The sequence below is a fragment of the Vibrio harveyi NBRC 15634 = ATCC 14126 = KCTC 12724 genome, from assembly GCF_001591145.1.
GTDB lineage: Bacteria > Pseudomonadota > Gammaproteobacteria > Enterobacterales > Vibrionaceae > Vibrio > Vibrio harveyi.
In genome coordinates this window covers 1-15,799 of sequence record NZ_BCUF01000076.1, presented here as the reverse complement: position 1 = coordinate 15,799, position 15,799 = coordinate 1, and the positions used below count along the sequence as shown (strand labels likewise).

Below are 15,799 nucleotides of genomic sequence, written 5' to 3'. Positions count from 1 at the left end.
TTACGGTTCCTGTGATTTTAGCAACACTATTTAGCCTGATGATGCAGGGTGTTGCTGGAATGATTTTCCCTTTGCTGTCGCTATACCTTTCTTTAGCATTTAGTCACTCTATCTTATTGATTTGTGAGAAAAGAGTACCACCAATGCAATCGCTTTTATTGTCTCTTCGTGCCATAAACAAAAAGCTTTTTGTTGTCGCAGGGCTTTACTTAAGCGTGATGTTGATGTTTATTGTTGCTGCAATGTTCTACGGAATTGGCTTGATCTTCGTGTTACCGTTCTTCTTCCATTTGAAGGGAATCCTGTACCGCGAAATGTTTGGTATCAAGTTGAAGATCGTAGCGACGCAACAAAACGATAACGATCACGATGGTAACTCTCAGGTGTTTGATGCCTAAATCTTTAAAATCTATGAGTTTACGAGTGGCGGCTATCACAATAGCCGCCACTTTTGTTTCTATTGGTCCTTATTTGCACTATGACCGTGAGTATCGCAAGGCGATTGATCCGCAAGTTGTGCATGGACCCGTTTCACACCCAGATTTGTCGCATCTTCCTTATATTGGTGACATTCCGGATTTTAACTCGATTAAGGACACGAAAGATAAGAAGACGGCATTCTTCGACTTTCTTCGTCCGAAAATCGCGCTAGAAAATAAGCGCATTGAAAAAGAACGTGCATTCCTAACGTCTTTGACGGTTGGAGAGATTAGTTCAGAGCAAACATCCTATGCCGAGCGTTTGGCTGCACTATATTCTTATCCTTTAAAAGATGGTGCGGTCACACAAGCTTGGCTGGATGAAATGCTTAAGCGTGTCAATGTGTTGCCGGAGGCGCTGGTGTTAACTCAAGCTGCCAATGAATCTGCGTGGGGTACCTCTCGTTTTGCTAAACAAGCAAACAACTTGTTTGGTCAATGGTGTTATAAGAAGGGCTGCGGAATTGTCCCTGCAAAACGTGGCGCTGGTAAAACGCATGAAGTAGAGAAGTTCGATACTGTTCAAGAATCTGTACATGGATACTTTATGAATGTGAACCGTAACCGCGCGTACGCAGATTTACGAGACATTCGTGCGAATTTAGCAGGGAAACACAAGGATTTGTTATCTGTGGCGACAGCATCGGAGTTGACTCATGGCTTGCTTGCGTATTCTGAACGTGGCATTGCCTATGTTAATGACTTACGTGCGATGATTCGCCACAATAACGCTTACTGGACACAATAAAAGAAATAACGGATCGGATGAAGAAGTTAAGCCTAAGTTTACTAGGCAGTGCGGTACTGGTCTTAGCATCGCCTGCAACTCACGCGCAAGAATACATGTTTACGTATTCCAAGCTCTACACACAATTGAAGAACAATGCGAAAGAAGGGCACGATGACGTTAAAGTCGGTGTGTTTTTTGTGGATGCAGATACCAAGCAACTGTGTGAGATAGAAAAAGCATGGATGGAAAAAGAAGAGCATTACGAAGAGTTTGTGATTCCAGCTTCTAAAGAGCTTCCAATTCCGATCGATAAGAACTTAAAGTCTGCGAACCCGCTTGTCTTCGTCCAAACACCAAAAGATACTCGATGTGATTATTCTTTAGTTGTAATGACCAAAGAACCATTACAGGGTAACGTATCTTACGAACAACTCACGCCTTTGATGCCTCAAATGCAAGCATTACTTGAAGATCTAGGCGGTATGTTTGCTGGTTGGTTTACACCTCAAGTACAAGGTGTGACGATGGAGTTTGCTGATGCTCTTAATGATACGATTACCTTCTCTAATGGGACAGAGAAAGCAATCGTGGATGGAAAAGTTCAAGTTGCACTGAGCGAAATTGGTGAAGGTGGGCACATGACACTCCCTCAACCAACAACTCGTGTATTACCTTATCTTCCCAACGCGAAAAAATAAGCGTTAAGAAAAGCAAGAAGGGTCGCAACTGCGGCTCTTTTTTATTTCCAACGTACTCTCACCATTTTTTCACACTATTTATTGACGACTCCATCACACAAACATTTAATCCTGCGCAAAAAGCTCGTATAATCCACGCCCCAAAGAAACCCATGTTAGGAAGCCCTGGTCGATTTATCGGCGATGTGAGAGCCCGCAATGAACCAAGTAGATACAAGAAAAGAAACCCTAGAATTCAACAAGCTTCAGAAACGCCTAAGAAGAAATGTTGGAAATGCCATTACTGATTACAACATGATCGAAGAAGGCGATGTTGTAATGGCATGTATTAGTGGTGGTAAAGATTCATTTGCGATGCTTGATATCCTGCTGAATCTACAAAAGGCAGCACCAATCAAGTTTGAAGTGGTCGCAGTTAACCTTGACCAGAAGCAGCCAGGTTTCCCTGAGCACATTCTCCCAGATTACTTTGAAACGCTGAACATTCCTTACTACATTGTAGACAAGGACACTTACTCAGTCGTTAAAGAGAAAGTGCCAGAAGGCAAAACGACGTGTGGTCTATGCTCACGCCTTCGTCGTGGTACGCTTTACTCGTTCGCAGAGAAGATCGGAGCGACTAAATTGGCACTTGGTCACCACATGGATGACATTGTAGAAACAATGTTCCTGAACATGTTCCATGGTTCTCGCCTTAAAGCGATGCCGCCAAAACTTCGTTCAGACGATGGTCGCAACGTTGTGATTCGTCCTCTTACTTACTGTCGTGAGAAAGACCTGATCAAATACGCAGAACACAAAGAGTTCCCAATCATTCCTTGTAACCTCTGTGGCTCTCAAGAGAACCTTCAGCGCCAATCGATTAAAGCAATGTTGATCGATTGGGACAAGAAAACGCCTGGTCGCGTAGAAGCGATCTTCAAGTCAATCCAGAACGTAAGCCCAAGCCAGCTTGCTGACCGCGAACTGTTTGACTTTGAAAACCTTCCACTAGATCGTGAAGGTAACCGTGAAGAATACGAATTCAGCGAAGCGATTGTGTCTTCGACGAACATTGACGAGTCAATGTTTATCGATGTCACCAACATTTGATTCTAGGAGGCTAAGTTAGCCTCCTTTTTATTACGTGTATAACGCAATGATAGACGTAAAAAATCCCCCAGTTATTGGGGGATTTTTATTTCTGGATAACGTTACAACTTATTAAGTCGCCGTATTTGGATCAAGTGGACTGATATAACCGTTTGGTTTCAATGCCAGTACGTCACAATTGATCTTATCAATCACATGCTCAGCCGTGTTACCAATAAACACTGCAGAAAGCCCTGTGCGTCCGGTTGTACCAAGAATAACCATTGCCGCATTTAGCTTTTCAGCCGTTGCAGGGATGATGTCTTCTGGTAAGCCTTGCTCAACGATAGTTTGCTCTTCATCCAGTCCGTGTTTTTGGCGAAGCGCTTTCATTGCTGTTAAGTGATGACCACGCACTGCGTCGGTATACGTCGTTGGGTCAAACTCAGGCAATTCAATCGTGATATTCGCCGGTGTAACCGGATAAGCATTAACAAGATACGGGTCTGCATCAAGACGATTAGTGATTTCTTTTAGACGCTCGACCATCGAATCGTTCAAGTCAATGTGCGTAGGGTTTTCAGAACCAACATGGACAGAAGCAAGAATCTTCGCATGCTCTGGCCAATCAGCATTTTTAATCAAAAGTACAGGGATAGGGCACTTACGCAACAAATGCCAATCTGTAGGAGTGAAAATGACGGATTCTAGAACATCGTGTTTACGCGTCCCTTTAATAACGATGTCGTGACCGCCAGCAAAGACTTCAGCAATGATCGCTTCATAAGGGCGATTATGCCAAACAACACAAACATCAAAGTCGAAGCTATCGTCTAAATACGGTTGGGCTATCTTACGCATCCATTGTTCACGTTGGTGGATAACACCGCGACGCATAGCATCTCTTTCATCGACCGACAGCATTGAGGTCATGTCATACGAAAAATCGTAGATTGACAGAAAGAAAGTGATTCGGCTTCTGGATACACTTTTTCGAGCGAGTTGAACTGCTCTTGCAAGTGCTGGCTGCTCATCATTATTGATGTCAGCAACAACAAGGATCTTACTGTATATACTCATATCTAAGCCCACTTATTATTGTAAAACCAAATACTGAATATAAGGTAAATCAGTATATTGGAGTACACAAGGTACATTTTTACTGTAGCTCAGTTTGGGGAAGAATTTGAGGACTTTCGAAGGGATTTTGGAAGAAATATGATGTAGCTCATTTTCGAGCTACATCAATTGATAGGGCAAATTAGTCTTTGCTGACGCCAGCAAGTTCCATCAATGCATCGTGATCTAAGATGGTGATGTACTTACCTTTTACGCTCAGAATTTCAGATTTCTGGAAGCGACCAAGTAGGCGGCTGATGGTTTCAACTGTTAGACCGAGGTAGTTACCAATATCACCACGAGTCATGGTTAGACGGAACTCTCGAGGGCTAAAACCACGTTGCGAGAAACGTGTTGATAGGTTGTAAAGGAAAGCCGCAAGACGTTCTTCAGCATTCTTTTTAGAAAGCAGAAGGATCATTTCTTGGTCACCTTTAATTTCGCTACTCATTAGACGCATGATCTGCTGACGAAGCTTAGGCATTTTGCCTGATAGGTCATCAAGGATTTCGTAAGGAATCTCACAAACCATTGAAGTTTCAAGTGCTTGAGCAAAACTTGGGTGTAGATCGCCCGTGATTGCGTCAAAACCTACAAGGTCACCTGCTAAGTGAAACGCAGTAATTTGCTCATCGCCTTGTTCTGTAATGGTGTAGCTCTTGATTGTGCCAGAGCGGATAGCGTACAGAGATTTTAGCTCATCACCTGCTTTAAAAAGCTCTTGGCCTTTTTGAATTGGCTTTTTACGCTCGATGATTTGATCCAACTGATCCAGTTCAGACTCGTTTAGAGTGAACGGAATACACAGTTGGCTAATGCTACAATCTTGGCAATGAATCGCGCAACCACCTGATTGGATACGCTTTGTTGCAGGTTTTTCAGAAATCATAACAACCTTTCACTATTTGATATACATCAATATTTTATCACCGCTTACTTCTAAAGGGTAGCAAAAAAATGATGGAAAACGACTTTGATGCTATATGAAACCAAGCATTCGCATCGCGCCGGCGGCAGTATACATGCCATAGCTTATTAGGATTAATGCAGAGATGTTTCTAAATATTAACGATTTTTGCAACTTCTGAAAATGGCTCGCACCATATCCGATGGCAAGCATTGATGGAAGAGTTCCGAGACCAAACGACAGCATGATTAGTCCGCCGTTTAAAGCGTCTCCTGAAACTGCAGACCAGGTTAACGCCGAGTATACTAGTCCACACGGTAACCAGCCCCAAATAAAGCCAAATGGAAAGGCATACATTGGGTGCTTCAGTGGCAACAAGCGTTTTCCTGCTGGAGAGATGAACTTCCAGATATGTTGACCAGCTTTCTCGATAACAAGCAGTCCTTGCCACCATTTTGCGATATATAGGGCGACTAAGATCATGAAAAGCGCGGCGACAAATCGAAGCCAAGCGAGAGACTGGGTTAAACCGCTCAACTCTGAAAGACCTGATATAGCACCACCAACAATTGCGCCAATTAACGCGTAGCTTGCGAGTCTGCCAACGTTATAGAAAAGGGGAATAGAGGAAGAAGGTTTATTGTTCGGTGCGCCCATGGAGAGTAGAGAGGCGATACCGCCACACATTCCCATGCAATGACCAGCCCCAACGAGACCGATCATAAATGCACCAATAAAGTCTGGGCTCATAAAATAACGCTATTGTTTTTTATTATTTGGTTTTTCGTCTTCATCAAGAAGAATGTTGTGACCTTGTCGCTCTAGATCTTCAAACTGGTCGCTACGAACAGCCCAAAGAAAAATAGCAACGGCGACACAGACCAACACAATGGCGATAGGGATTAATATGTAAAGACTTTCCATGTTTGATCTCTCACTTACTTCTCTTTAAGCAGTCGCAACGAGTTGGATACAACGATAATAGAACTCGCTGACATACCGACTACGGCGACGTAGGGGGCGACTAAGCCTGCAACAGCAAGCGGCAAAATTAGCAGGTTGTAGCCCAAAGACCAAGCCAAGTTTTCTCGAATTATCTTTCTTGTACGTATTGCAAGCAACCTTGCTTCTAATAGCTTTTCTAAATTATCGCCTAGGAGCGTCATATCTGCAGAAGCTTTAGCGACGTCCGTACCACCACCCATCGCTACAGAAAGGTGCGCACCAGCCAGCGTAGGCGCATCATTGATGCCATCGCCAACCATCATGGTGATATCGTCTTGATCTAGTCCTTTAAGATACGCGAGTTTGTCTTCTGGTTTTGCCGATGCGATCACATGGTCGATACCCATTTCATCTGCAACAGGCTGGGCATTTTGTAATGAATCGCCTGTCAATAAGGTAGTTGTAATACCAGCGTCAGCAAAGCGTTGGATGAATGCTTTACTCTCTTTACGAATGGGATCTCGGTAGTAAAAGGTCGCCACATGTTCTTCGTTTACAGAAAGATACACAGCATTGCTTTCATCTCGGTTTTCACCAACAACAAAATTAGCACTGCCAATTTTTACTGTCTTGTTGTTCCAAACTCCTTGAATACCAGAACCAATGACGTTTTGAACCTCATCGACGTAGATATCTTCATGACCAAAACCAGAAAATGCTCGTGCGATAGGGTGATTTGCATGCGCCTCAAGTGCCGCAGCAAGAGCTAATGCCACTGACTTATCTAACTCAGCTAAAGTTTTGGTTTCACTAATCTCGATATCGCCTTTAGTCAAGGTGCCGGTCTTATCCACGACAAGATGATTAATCTTACACAGCGTTTCGAAAACATGCCCTTTACGTAACAAGATACCAAAGTTACCCATACGAGAAGTTGCACACGTTAACGCGGTTGGTGTCGCTAGAGATAGGGCGCATGGACAAGTAGCAACCAGAACAGAGAGCATAATCCAGAATGCATCATCGGGTTTAGTTTGGTGCCAGTAGAACCAAGTTCCTGCAGAAATGATTAAAATTGCGCCAACAAAATAGCGCGCTACTACGTCGGCAATTTCTGCGATTTTTGGTTTGGAATGTTGGGCTTCATCTTGAAGACGAACGATATTAGAAATCATTGAATCTGCTTTAGAATTCGTCACTTCAAGTTCGAACGATTCGTCTCCATTTAATGTTCCCGCGTAAACTGCATCTCCTGCTTTCTTAACCACGTGAACAGATTCGCCGGTCAGCATCGATTCATCGATATGGATACGACCAGAAATCACTTTACCGTCGGCAGGAATATGTTCGCCAGGAAGAACGCGAATGCGATCGCCAACCTTTAGGGTTTTCACCGGAATTTGTTCACCGTCTAGTGTTGTCGCTATTGCAGGGATTAACTTAAGAAGGTTACCGCTAGCCGCAGCTGCTTTGCGACGAGCGCGCATTTCTAAGAATCGACCGACCAACAAGAAGAAGGTAAACATCGAGATAGATTCAAAGAACACTTCGCCTTGCTCAGTCACTGTTGCGACTAAGCTCGCCACATAAGCAAAAATCAGCGCAATGGAAACAGGAACATCCATACCAAGGGTTCGACCTTTGATACTTCGCCATGCATTGAGGTAAAAGGGAAGCGCTGAATAGAGCAGTACAGGTGTTGCGAAGATTAAGCTTACCCATCGAAAGTAGTTTTTAAACTCTGGCTCCAAATCGCCAAAAACTTCCAAATACAATGCTACTGCAAGCATCATTACTTGCATGGTTGCAAGACCTGCGATACCTAAACGATAAAGGTACTGTTTCATCGTATGGTGGTAGGCAGCTTCTTGCTTGTCTGCCTCAAAAGGTGCTGCTTTGTAACCAAGCTTGTGAATCACTGATAGTAACTCGCTCAGACGTACTTGTGTCTTATCCCATGCAAGTAAAGCTCGGTTAGTGGTGGTATTTACACGAATAGAAACCAATCCTTTAACGCCGGAAACTTGCTTTTCGATCAGCCACGCACAAGCAGCGCAGGACACGCCTTCTAAAGAAAGGGTTACTTCAGAAGTGTTCTCGTGGTTACGAACGAACTCTGACTGAACGTCCTCATTGTCATAATGGATGAGAGCTTGGAGTTGCTCGGGGACTAGATCCGCCTTTTCTGCTGGCGCAGTTCGATATTGGTAATAGGAGACAAGACCACTATCAACAATGGTTTGCGCCACCGTTTCACAACCCGGGCAACACATGTCGCGAATTTCACCTAATATTTCTACTTTGAAATCCGTGTTGGCTGGTACATCTTCACCACAGTGATAACAGGATTTACACATAGGCTTACTTCATTAATGTTGTTGGTTGTGCTGGGAATTCGACGCGACCTTGAATCATCCATTCTTTGTTATGCGGTTCAAGCTCAACGAACCAAGGACCTTGAATAGAGTTTTCTGGCGTTAAACGATAGTTACCTTTCGCATCAGCAGTAAGTAGCTTAGTGAAATCACGGTCTGGCAATGTACGGTGCGTGAATGTCGCTGTTAGTGCAGGGAAGTGCGGTAATTCACCTTTATTGAAAGAGATAACCACTGTGTTGTTATCAGACGAAACAGTAGCGTTAAGACCAAGGTCACGAGCGACATTCATTTTACTGATATCGATATTGATGCCTTTGCCTTTTTTATAGTAATCCTCGGCGACCAAAGAAACTGAGTTATTGGCGAATACGACCACTGTAACGATTGTCCATACCACAACAGTAAGAGGCAGGATGATCAGGAACCACGGCCAAAATTGTTTATACCAAGGCTTTACCATAAAAAAGTTCTCAACAGCTAAATGAAAAAATGTAAGGCTTTAAATTTAAAGGAAAGACAGCCCCTATAAAAGGGGCTGTTATTGAAATGTTACTTATTGTCAGAGTTGCTTAAACTCCAGACGTATGCCGCGACAAGTTGAACTTTGTCTTCGCCTAGGATGTCCTTCCAAGCAGGCATTACACCAGAGCGACCGTTCATAACTGTTTCTGTTACTGCAGCGCGTGAATCGCCGAATAACCAATCTTGGTCAGTTAGGTCTGGTGCACCTACAGCAGGGTTACCTTTACCATCGGTGCCGTGACAAGCTGCACACACAACGAAACGAGCTTTGCCGGCTTCTGCTTCACGTGCGTTCACTTTACGACCAGAAAGGCTTAACGTGTAGCTTACGACTTCTTGAACACCTTGTTCACCAAGTGCATCTTTCCACGCTGGCATCTGACCGATACGACCTTGCATGATAGTTGTAACGATAGCCGCTGGCTCACCGCCGTATAGCCATGCGTCGTCAGTTAGGTTAGGGAAACCTTTTTGACCACGAGCATCAGAGCCATGACATTGCGAACAGTTCTGTAGGAACAAACGTTGACCAACTTTAATTGCTTCAGGATCTTGCGCAATCTCAGGGATAGGGCGTAGACCATCTGCGTTGTGAGCAAGTGCGCGGAATGCTTCACCGAAGTATGCATCAGCATCATCTAGCTCTTTAGCGTATTGGTTAAGTTGCTTGTTTTCTTGTGCTCGTGCGATGGCTTCTTTCGACTCTTCCAACGTACGTACAGTTTGATCTGAACTCTGCCAGTTTAGGACACCTTTGAAGCTACCTAGACCTGGAAATAGGGTCAGGTATACAGCAGCAAACACAAACGTGCTCACAAACAAGTATGTCCACCATTTTGGTAGAGGGTTATTAAGCTCGCGAATACCATCGTACTCGTGGCCCATGTCTTCCCCTTCCTCGACGCCCATTTTGTCTTTAGCGCACCAAGTCAGGAGGATCGCACAGCCTACTAGCGTACCGACAGTAATCACGATAATCCAGAGACTCCAGAATGTAGTCATTACTTCTTCACTCCTTGGTTATTTGGGGTCGTTTGTTCTTCGTCAGCAAACACCAAGTTAGCATCTTCCTCAAAGCGTGCTTTACGCTTCTTACCAAATGCCCACCATACGATGCCAATAAAACTAGCGAAGAGCACAACGGTATAAATACTATGAATTGTACCGAAATCCATATGACCCCCTTACTTCATTGCATGACCAAGAGACTGAAGGTAAGCGATGATTGCATCCATCTCTGTTTTACCTTCTACTTCTTTAGCCGCATTCGCGATTTCTTCATCCTTATAAGGGACACCGAACTGGTCACGGAAGATTTCTAGTTTCTTCTGTGTCAGCTTGCCGTCTAGTACGTTCTCTTCAAGCCAAGGGAAGCCTGGCATGTTTGATTCTGGTACTAGCTCTCGCGGGTCAATAAGGTGAACACGATGCCATTCGTCAGAGTAACGTCCACCTACGCGTGCCAAATCTGGACCTGTACGCTTAGAACCCCATAGGAATGGGTGTTCCCAAACGCTCTCACCAGCGACAGAGTAGTGACCGTAGCGCTCTGTTTCAGAACGGAAAGGACGAATCATCTGGCTGTGACACACGTTACAACCTTCACGGATGTATATGTCACGACCTTCCATTTCCAGAGGAGTGTAAGCTCGTAGATTTTCTACAGGCTCCGTCGTTTGCTTCTGGAAAATCAGAGGAGTGATTTCAACAAGCGCACCCCAACTGATTGCAAAGACGATGAAAATAGCCAACAAACCGACATTGCGTTCTAGGATTTCGTGGCGATTATTCGAATTATTACTCATTCTTTAATCTCCTTATGCCGGTTGAGGGATAGCTTTTAAGCTTTCTTTAGGCGCAGTTACCGTCTTGTACGTGTTGTATGCCATTAAGAACATACCTGATAGGAAGATGAAACCACCTAAGAAACGTACGAAGTAGAACGGGTAAGATGCTTCTACAGATTCTACAAAGCTGTATGTTAGTGTGCCGTCAGAGTTAACTGCGCGCCACATTAGACCTTGCATTACACCTGAGATCCACATCGCTACGATGTAAAGAACAGTACCGATAGTCGCCAACCAGAAGTGAACATTGATTAGGCTTACAGAGTACATACGCTCTTGACCAAATAGACGAGGGACAAGGTGATATACAGAACCAATTGAAACCATTGCAACCCAACCTAGTGCACCAGAGTGAACGTGACCAATGGTCCAGTCTGTGTAGTGCGATAGCGCGTTTACTGTCTTAATAGACATCATTGGACCTTCGAAAGTAGACATACCGTAGAAAGACAATGAAACGATTAGGAAACGTAGGATAGGGTCGTAGCGAAGCTTATGCCATGCGCCAGACAGCGTCATGATACCGTTGATCATACCACCCCAAGATGGAGCAAATAGAACCAAAGACATCACCATACCAAGAGACTGAGTCCAGTCAGGTAATGCTGTGTAATGCAGATGGTGAGGACCAGCCCAGATGTATAGGGAAATCAGTGCCCAGAAGTGAACGATAGATAAACGGTAAGAGTAAACAGGACGTTCAGCTTGTTTAGGGACAAAGTAGTACATCATACCTAGGAAACCAGCGGTCAGTAGGAAACCTACCGCGTTGTGTCCATACCACCATTGAACCATTGCATCCACTGCACCAGAATAAATCGAGTACGATTTACCAAGTGACACAGGGATAGCCATGCTGTTCACGATGTGAAGTACTGCTACTGTTAGGATAAAGGCACCGAAGAACCAGTTAGCCACGTAGATGTGAGAGGTATTACGCTTGACCAATGTTCCAAAGAACACGACTGCGTAAGATACCCATACTATCGCGATTGCGATATCAATAGGCCATTCTAACTCAGCATATTCCTTACCAGAGGTTAAACCTAGAGGTAGGGTGATTGCTGCGGCTAGGATAATTGCTTGCCAACCCCAAAAGGTGAAGGCAACGAGTGGGCCACCAAAAAGACGTGTTTGACAGGTGCGCTGAACAACATAATAAGATGTTGCGAACAGAGCACTGGTACCAAACGCAAAAATTACCGCATTAGTATGCAATGGACGTAAACGACTGTACGTCAACCACGGCGTATCAAAGTTTAGCTGTGGCCAAACTAACTGAGCGGCAATCAAAACACCAACAGCCATACCAACTATGCCCCATAAAATGGTCACAAGGGTAAATTGGCGAACGACTGTATAGTTGTAGTTTTGTTCAAGCTGCTTTACTTGGCTCATTTGCATGCTTCCAATTTCTAATTAACTACACTTTACTTCCAACACGACTTGCGTCGTAACACCACCCAAGTAAACTCTAGAATTTAAGTGTTATCATCACTTTATTTCCATTGCTGACTTTAATAAAAAGTGGCATTTTCAGCGTGACACTATACTTGAATTAACATTTCAATGACAGAGTAGTAACCTTACAAGACCTCTGGAAATCATTTTTTATTTAAAAAGTTTGAAGTTTGTAACAAGGATATTAGGAATTATGGCCGCACAAAAGTTAACAAAGGCGAGACTTGCACAAATCTTAATCATGCTCAGTCTTTTAATCGGTGCCTTTTTCTGGCGCACCTTTACTTATGAGACGAGCAAAGAGGTGGACTGTTCACAAAAACAACGATGTGATGTAACAATTGGTGTATCAAAAATCACTATAAATAAGACTTCGAAAGGCTTTTCAATCGAAAGCCCAGAAAATCGCAGTATAAAAATTGATCTAAATCAATCTGGTGAATTTATTAATCTCAACGATAAATATCGAGACATCAATTGGAATAGTATTTCGGAAACAAAAGCGATTAATATCAAATTAAATGAAAATATTGTCCAAGTTCATTTATAAATCTGATCTGACGCGAGATAATTGCATCTTGTTTATGCAATTAATGCTTTCTTGCCTAGCAGTAAAAATTTGCAGTGGTATAACAGTAAAGTGATAACCAATAATAAAACCGTATGCAGTGCCAATCATTATTTACTCATATCACCGACGAATATTTAGCGATAGAAGAATTTCGCTCTGAACTCAGTGAGGAGAATCTCTCACATATCATTTGCTACTACACTGAAGAGTACGACTTCAGAGCAATTCAGTACGCATTCTCCGACCTGTTCCCTGACATTCCATTCCATGGTGCTAGCTCATGCCAAGCTATCATGACTAACCATGGTTACCATCAAGGTCCTACCATTGCGATACTCGCGATCTATGACTCAGGTTTACATTCTTACGGGACAGGAATTTCAACTTATAGTACGGATATTGAATCCAGCGTAGACCAAGCGCTGAATATGGCTTTATTTCATGCAGATAGAGTAGGTGAGGTTCCTAACTTAATTCTCTTACATGCGACACCTGGGAATGAAGAATCTGTCATAGAATGCATTGACAGTCGGTTCGGAACATTAGTCCCAATCATTGGTGGTTCTGCTGCTGACAATAACATTGAAGGCAATTGGTCAATTATTACCTCTCAAGGGTACGAACAAAATGGCGTGAGCTTAACGTTGTTTTACTCCTCACAGCCGGTCGATATCGCATTCAGCGCAGGACACTCGCCAACAGGGATAACTGGTATTGCGACGAAAACGAACGGTCGCATCTTACTCGAGATAGATAATCAACCTGCTCTCGATGTATATCGAGCGTGGACAAATCATCAAGAAACACAAACTGATAGAGAAAGCTTCCTGTTCACTAACTCAAGTGCATATCCGTTAGGGCGCATCGCGGGTCAATTGTATGAGAGACCTTATTACAAACTCTCACACCCGATAAGAGAAACTGAACAAGGTGGTATTGAGCTTTTCACCGATATTGAAGAAGGCGAAATGCTAACGTTGATGCAAGGTAGTCGCCAGCATCTTGTCGCAAGAGCGGCGAGAGTTGTGAACGCTGCATTCAATCAAAAGTTAGAGGAATCTCGAAAAATAGGGGTGATCAATATCTTTTGTGCTGGTCCTATGTTGCACTTAAAACAGGACATCAACAGTGTTTGTGAACAAATTAATCAGGAATTAGAGAACCTGCCTTTTATTTGCCCGTTTACTTTTGGTGAGCAAGGAAGATTTATAGGTGGTGAGAATGGACATGGAAACCTGATGATATCATCAGCGATATTCCATAAACCTTATGAAAGATAAATATTTAGAGATATACCAGCAGGAAGCGTTACAAGAGGCACTTGTCGAACTCAAAGAGGCAAGGCAACGTGAGAAGTTATTGGCTGATGAAAACAAAGCCATTCTGTCAGCAATCTCTGCAATGAGTGAAGCTCGAAACCGTCACGAGATTTTCTCCGGTCTAAACAGTGTTCTAAAGAAGTACATTGATTTTGATGACTTCATCGTCATTACTCGCGACTGTAATAGACAAAACTTCAAGACGTTATTATCAACAAATAGTGTTTTTGATAGAGCAGATTGGTTACCGGGTAACGCGTCGGAAAGGGCTCTTAATGGCGAATGTATTTTGTTGTTCGAGCCTATGCGATTAAAGGAGTTTGAGAGCTTAAACTCCTTTATTAAAAGCCACGTGAATTCAATGCTACTTACGGGCATTCGATCTGAAGTAACCCAGACTATTATCATCCTTGTTGGAGCTCAAAAAGGTCACTTCAGTATTGAAAACAAAGAAACGTTAAGGCGTTTTAGACCCTTAATTGAAAGGGCTGTTATCGATATTGAAACCAAAGAAAAGTTACAACGTATCGTTGAAGTGAGGACGTCTCAATTAGCACGGGCTAGAGAAGAAGCAGAAAGAGCTAACCAATCGAAGTCTGAGTTTTTGGCCATGATGAGTCACGAAATTCGAACGCCTTTGAACTCAGTTCTGGGGATGTTAGACATCTTGAGACAATCAACTTTAACCGATGCCCAGTCAGACGTATTGAACCAAATGGAATGCTCTGCAGATTTGCTATTGGCGATTATCAGCGACATTTTGGATTTATCAAAGATAGAGTCAGGAAGCTTTCATTTAAATGAACAGTGGACAGACTTAAGTGACGCGGTAACACTAATTGTTTCTCAACAAAAACAAGTGGCTACAAGCAAAAGTTTGAGCTTTGACCTACACTGCAATCTAGATAGAAATAAACAGTACTGGATTGATTCTACTCGTATATCACAGGTGCTTTTTAACTTGATTGGAAACGCGATTAAGTTTACAGACTTTGGAGATGTGCATGTTTCTGTGCTAGAAAGCAATGGTGAAATCATCATATCTGTCGCAGATACTGGGATAGGAATCCCTCAAGCTAAAATTGGTCATTTGTTTACAGCTTTTCATCAAGGCGACAGCTCAATTACTCGTCGATTCGGTGGTACCGGGCTTGGACTTGCCATCACCAAACACCTTGTTGAGATGATGCGAGGTTCAATTTCTGTAAAAAGTGAAGAGAGAGTCGGCTCTCATTTTACAGTCAAAATCCCGGTTCTTACCAGGACTAACCAAGAAAGACCGGTAAAGATAGAATCAAATCAGCCATCAAAGTCGACCAACATTTTAGTCGTGGAAGATACTGAATCTAACCAGTTAGTGATAAAGCTTATTCTGAATAAACTCGGGCACAATGTATTTATTGCCAGCCACGGCGCGGAAGCCTTAACGTTTTTGGAGCAACAAACACAAGACATCGATATCATTTTAATGGATGTGTCGATGCCCGTTATGGATGGCATTACAGCGACAAGACTTATCAGAAAGAAAGGAATCAAAACACCAATCATTGCATTGACTGCACACGCGCTTGAGAGTGATAAAGCGACATGCATGAAAGCTGGCATGGACGGATTTGTATCAAAGCCAGTTCGCAGACAGGATATCTACGAAGCGATCCATTCATTAGTGGAGATCGCGTAGCGAATTAATATAGATCTTAACAATCGTAAGATTATTAAGATCTATATTAAGTATTTTATGGTAAATCATGC

Annotated in this window: 16 protein-coding genes and 1 pseudogene; 7 read left to right on the top strand and 10 right to left on the bottom strand. The window is 43.2% G+C overall.

All coding sequences use genetic code 11. The features are described 5' to 3' along the window. The 4 genes and pseudogenes from VHA02S_RS23440 to ttcA all read left to right on the top strand — a co-directional run. A pseudogene (locus tag VHA02S_RS23440) lies at positions 1-398 on the top strand (hypothetical protein); the annotation flags it as partial. After that, complete coding sequence (locus tag VHA02S_RS23435; RefSeq protein ID WP_029788463.1) at positions 391-1,227, top strand: glucosaminidase domain-containing protein; 837 nt, start codon at positions 391-393, stop codon at positions 1,225-1,227. The pseudogene VHA02S_RS23440 and the gene VHA02S_RS23435, both read left to right, overlap by 8 nt. A gap of 17 nt (positions 1,228-1,244) precedes the next feature. Then, positions 1,245-1,907 carry a DUF2987 domain-containing protein gene (locus tag VHA02S_RS23430; RefSeq protein WP_005445785.1) on the top strand — a complete coding sequence of 221 codons (663 nt, stop codon included), beginning with the start codon at positions 1,245-1,247 and terminating at the stop codon, positions 1,905-1,907. Positions 1,908-2,105: 198 nt separating this feature from the next. After that, positions 2,106-2,999: a tRNA 2-thiocytidine(32) synthetase TtcA gene (ttcA, locus tag VHA02S_RS23425; protein WP_009697794.1), complete on the top strand. Its 894-nt coding sequence runs from the start codon at positions 2,106-2,108 to the stop codon at positions 2,997-2,999. A gap of 111 nt (positions 3,000-3,110) precedes the next feature. On the opposite strand, the gene uspE is transcribed toward ttcA, so the two are convergent. The 10 genes from uspE to ccoN form a co-directional block, all read right to left on the bottom strand. After that, positions 3,111-4,058, bottom strand: coding sequence for a universal stress protein UspE (gene uspE / locus VHA02S_RS23420; RefSeq protein WP_005445783.1), 948 nt, complete (start codon positions 4,056-4,058; stop codon positions 3,111-3,113). Between the two features lie 181 nt (positions 4,059-4,239). After that, positions 4,240-4,986 (bottom strand): fumarate/nitrate reduction transcriptional regulator Fnr, encoded by a 747-nt coding sequence (fnr, locus tag VHA02S_RS23415; protein WP_005445781.1) that lies wholly within the window; start codon positions 4,984-4,986, stop codon positions 4,240-4,242. Positions 4,987-5,076: 90 nt separating this feature from the next. Next, the gene (locus VHA02S_RS23410) at positions 5,077-5,754 is read right to left on the bottom strand and encodes a sulfite exporter TauE/SafE family protein (RefSeq protein WP_005445779.1); all 678 of its coding nucleotides are present in this window, start codon (positions 5,752-5,754) and stop codon (positions 5,077-5,079) included. 9 nt (positions 5,755-5,763) lie between these two features. Further along, complete coding sequence (gene ccoS, locus VHA02S_RS23405) at positions 5,764-5,928, bottom strand: cbb3-type cytochrome oxidase assembly protein CcoS (RefSeq protein ID WP_005429857.1); 165 nt, start codon at positions 5,926-5,928, stop codon at positions 5,764-5,766. 14 nt (positions 5,929-5,942) lie between these two features. Continuing rightward, positions 5,943-8,306 (bottom strand): heavy metal translocating P-type ATPase, encoded by a 2,364-nt coding sequence (locus VHA02S_RS23400; protein WP_005445777.1) that lies wholly within the window; start codon positions 8,304-8,306, stop codon positions 5,943-5,945. A 4-nt stretch (positions 8,307-8,310) separates the two neighbouring features. Next, positions 8,311-8,787: a FixH family protein gene (locus tag VHA02S_RS23395; protein ID WP_005445775.1), complete on the bottom strand. Its 477-nt coding sequence runs from the start codon at positions 8,785-8,787 to the stop codon at positions 8,311-8,313. Between the two features lie 89 nt (positions 8,788-8,876). Next, the gene (gene ccoP / locus VHA02S_RS23390; RefSeq protein ID WP_005429865.1) at positions 8,877-9,851 is read right to left on the bottom strand and encodes a cytochrome-c oxidase, cbb3-type subunit III; all 975 of its coding nucleotides are present in this window, start codon (positions 9,849-9,851) and stop codon (positions 8,877-8,879) included. Continuing rightward, a complete protein-coding gene (locus tag VHA02S_RS23385; protein WP_005429887.1) occupies positions 9,851-10,024 on the bottom strand; it encodes a cbb3-type cytochrome oxidase subunit 3 in 174 nt (57 codons plus the stop codon). The genes ccoP and VHA02S_RS23385 overlap by 1 nt, the downstream gene beginning before the upstream one ends. Positions 10,025-10,033: 9 nt before the next feature. Next, positions 10,034-10,654, bottom strand: a complete 621-nt coding sequence (gene ccoO, locus VHA02S_RS23380) for a cytochrome-c oxidase, cbb3-type subunit II (RefSeq protein WP_009697800.1) — start codon at positions 10,652-10,654, stop codon at positions 10,034-10,036. 12 nt (positions 10,655-10,666) lie between these two features. Continuing rightward, a complete protein-coding gene (ccoN, locus tag VHA02S_RS23375; protein WP_005445771.1) occupies positions 10,667-12,094 on the bottom strand; it encodes a cytochrome-c oxidase, cbb3-type subunit I in 1,428 nt (475 codons plus the stop codon). A 256-nt stretch (positions 12,095-12,350) separates the two neighbouring features. Between ccoN and VHA02S_RS23370 the strand changes: the two genes are divergently transcribed. The 3 genes from VHA02S_RS23370 to VHA02S_RS23360 all read left to right on the top strand — a co-directional run bounded on the left by VHA02S_RS23370 (position 12,351) and on the right by VHA02S_RS23360 (position 15,728). Next, positions 12,351-12,707, top strand: coding sequence for a hypothetical protein (locus VHA02S_RS23370; RefSeq protein WP_005445770.1), 357 nt, complete (start codon positions 12,351-12,353; stop codon positions 12,705-12,707). A 113-nt stretch (positions 12,708-12,820) separates the two neighbouring features. After that, on the top strand, positions 12,821-14,008 hold the full coding sequence (locus VHA02S_RS23365; protein WP_017190162.1) for an FIST signal transduction protein: 1,188 nt from the start codon (positions 12,821-12,823) through the stop codon (positions 14,006-14,008). Continuing rightward, entirely contained in the window at positions 13,998-15,728 is a 1,731-nt protein-coding gene (locus VHA02S_RS23360; RefSeq protein ID WP_038898070.1) for a response regulator, read from the top strand. The genes VHA02S_RS23365 and VHA02S_RS23360 overlap by 11 nt, the downstream gene beginning before the upstream one ends. Positions 15,729-15,799 lie beyond the last annotated feature (71 nt).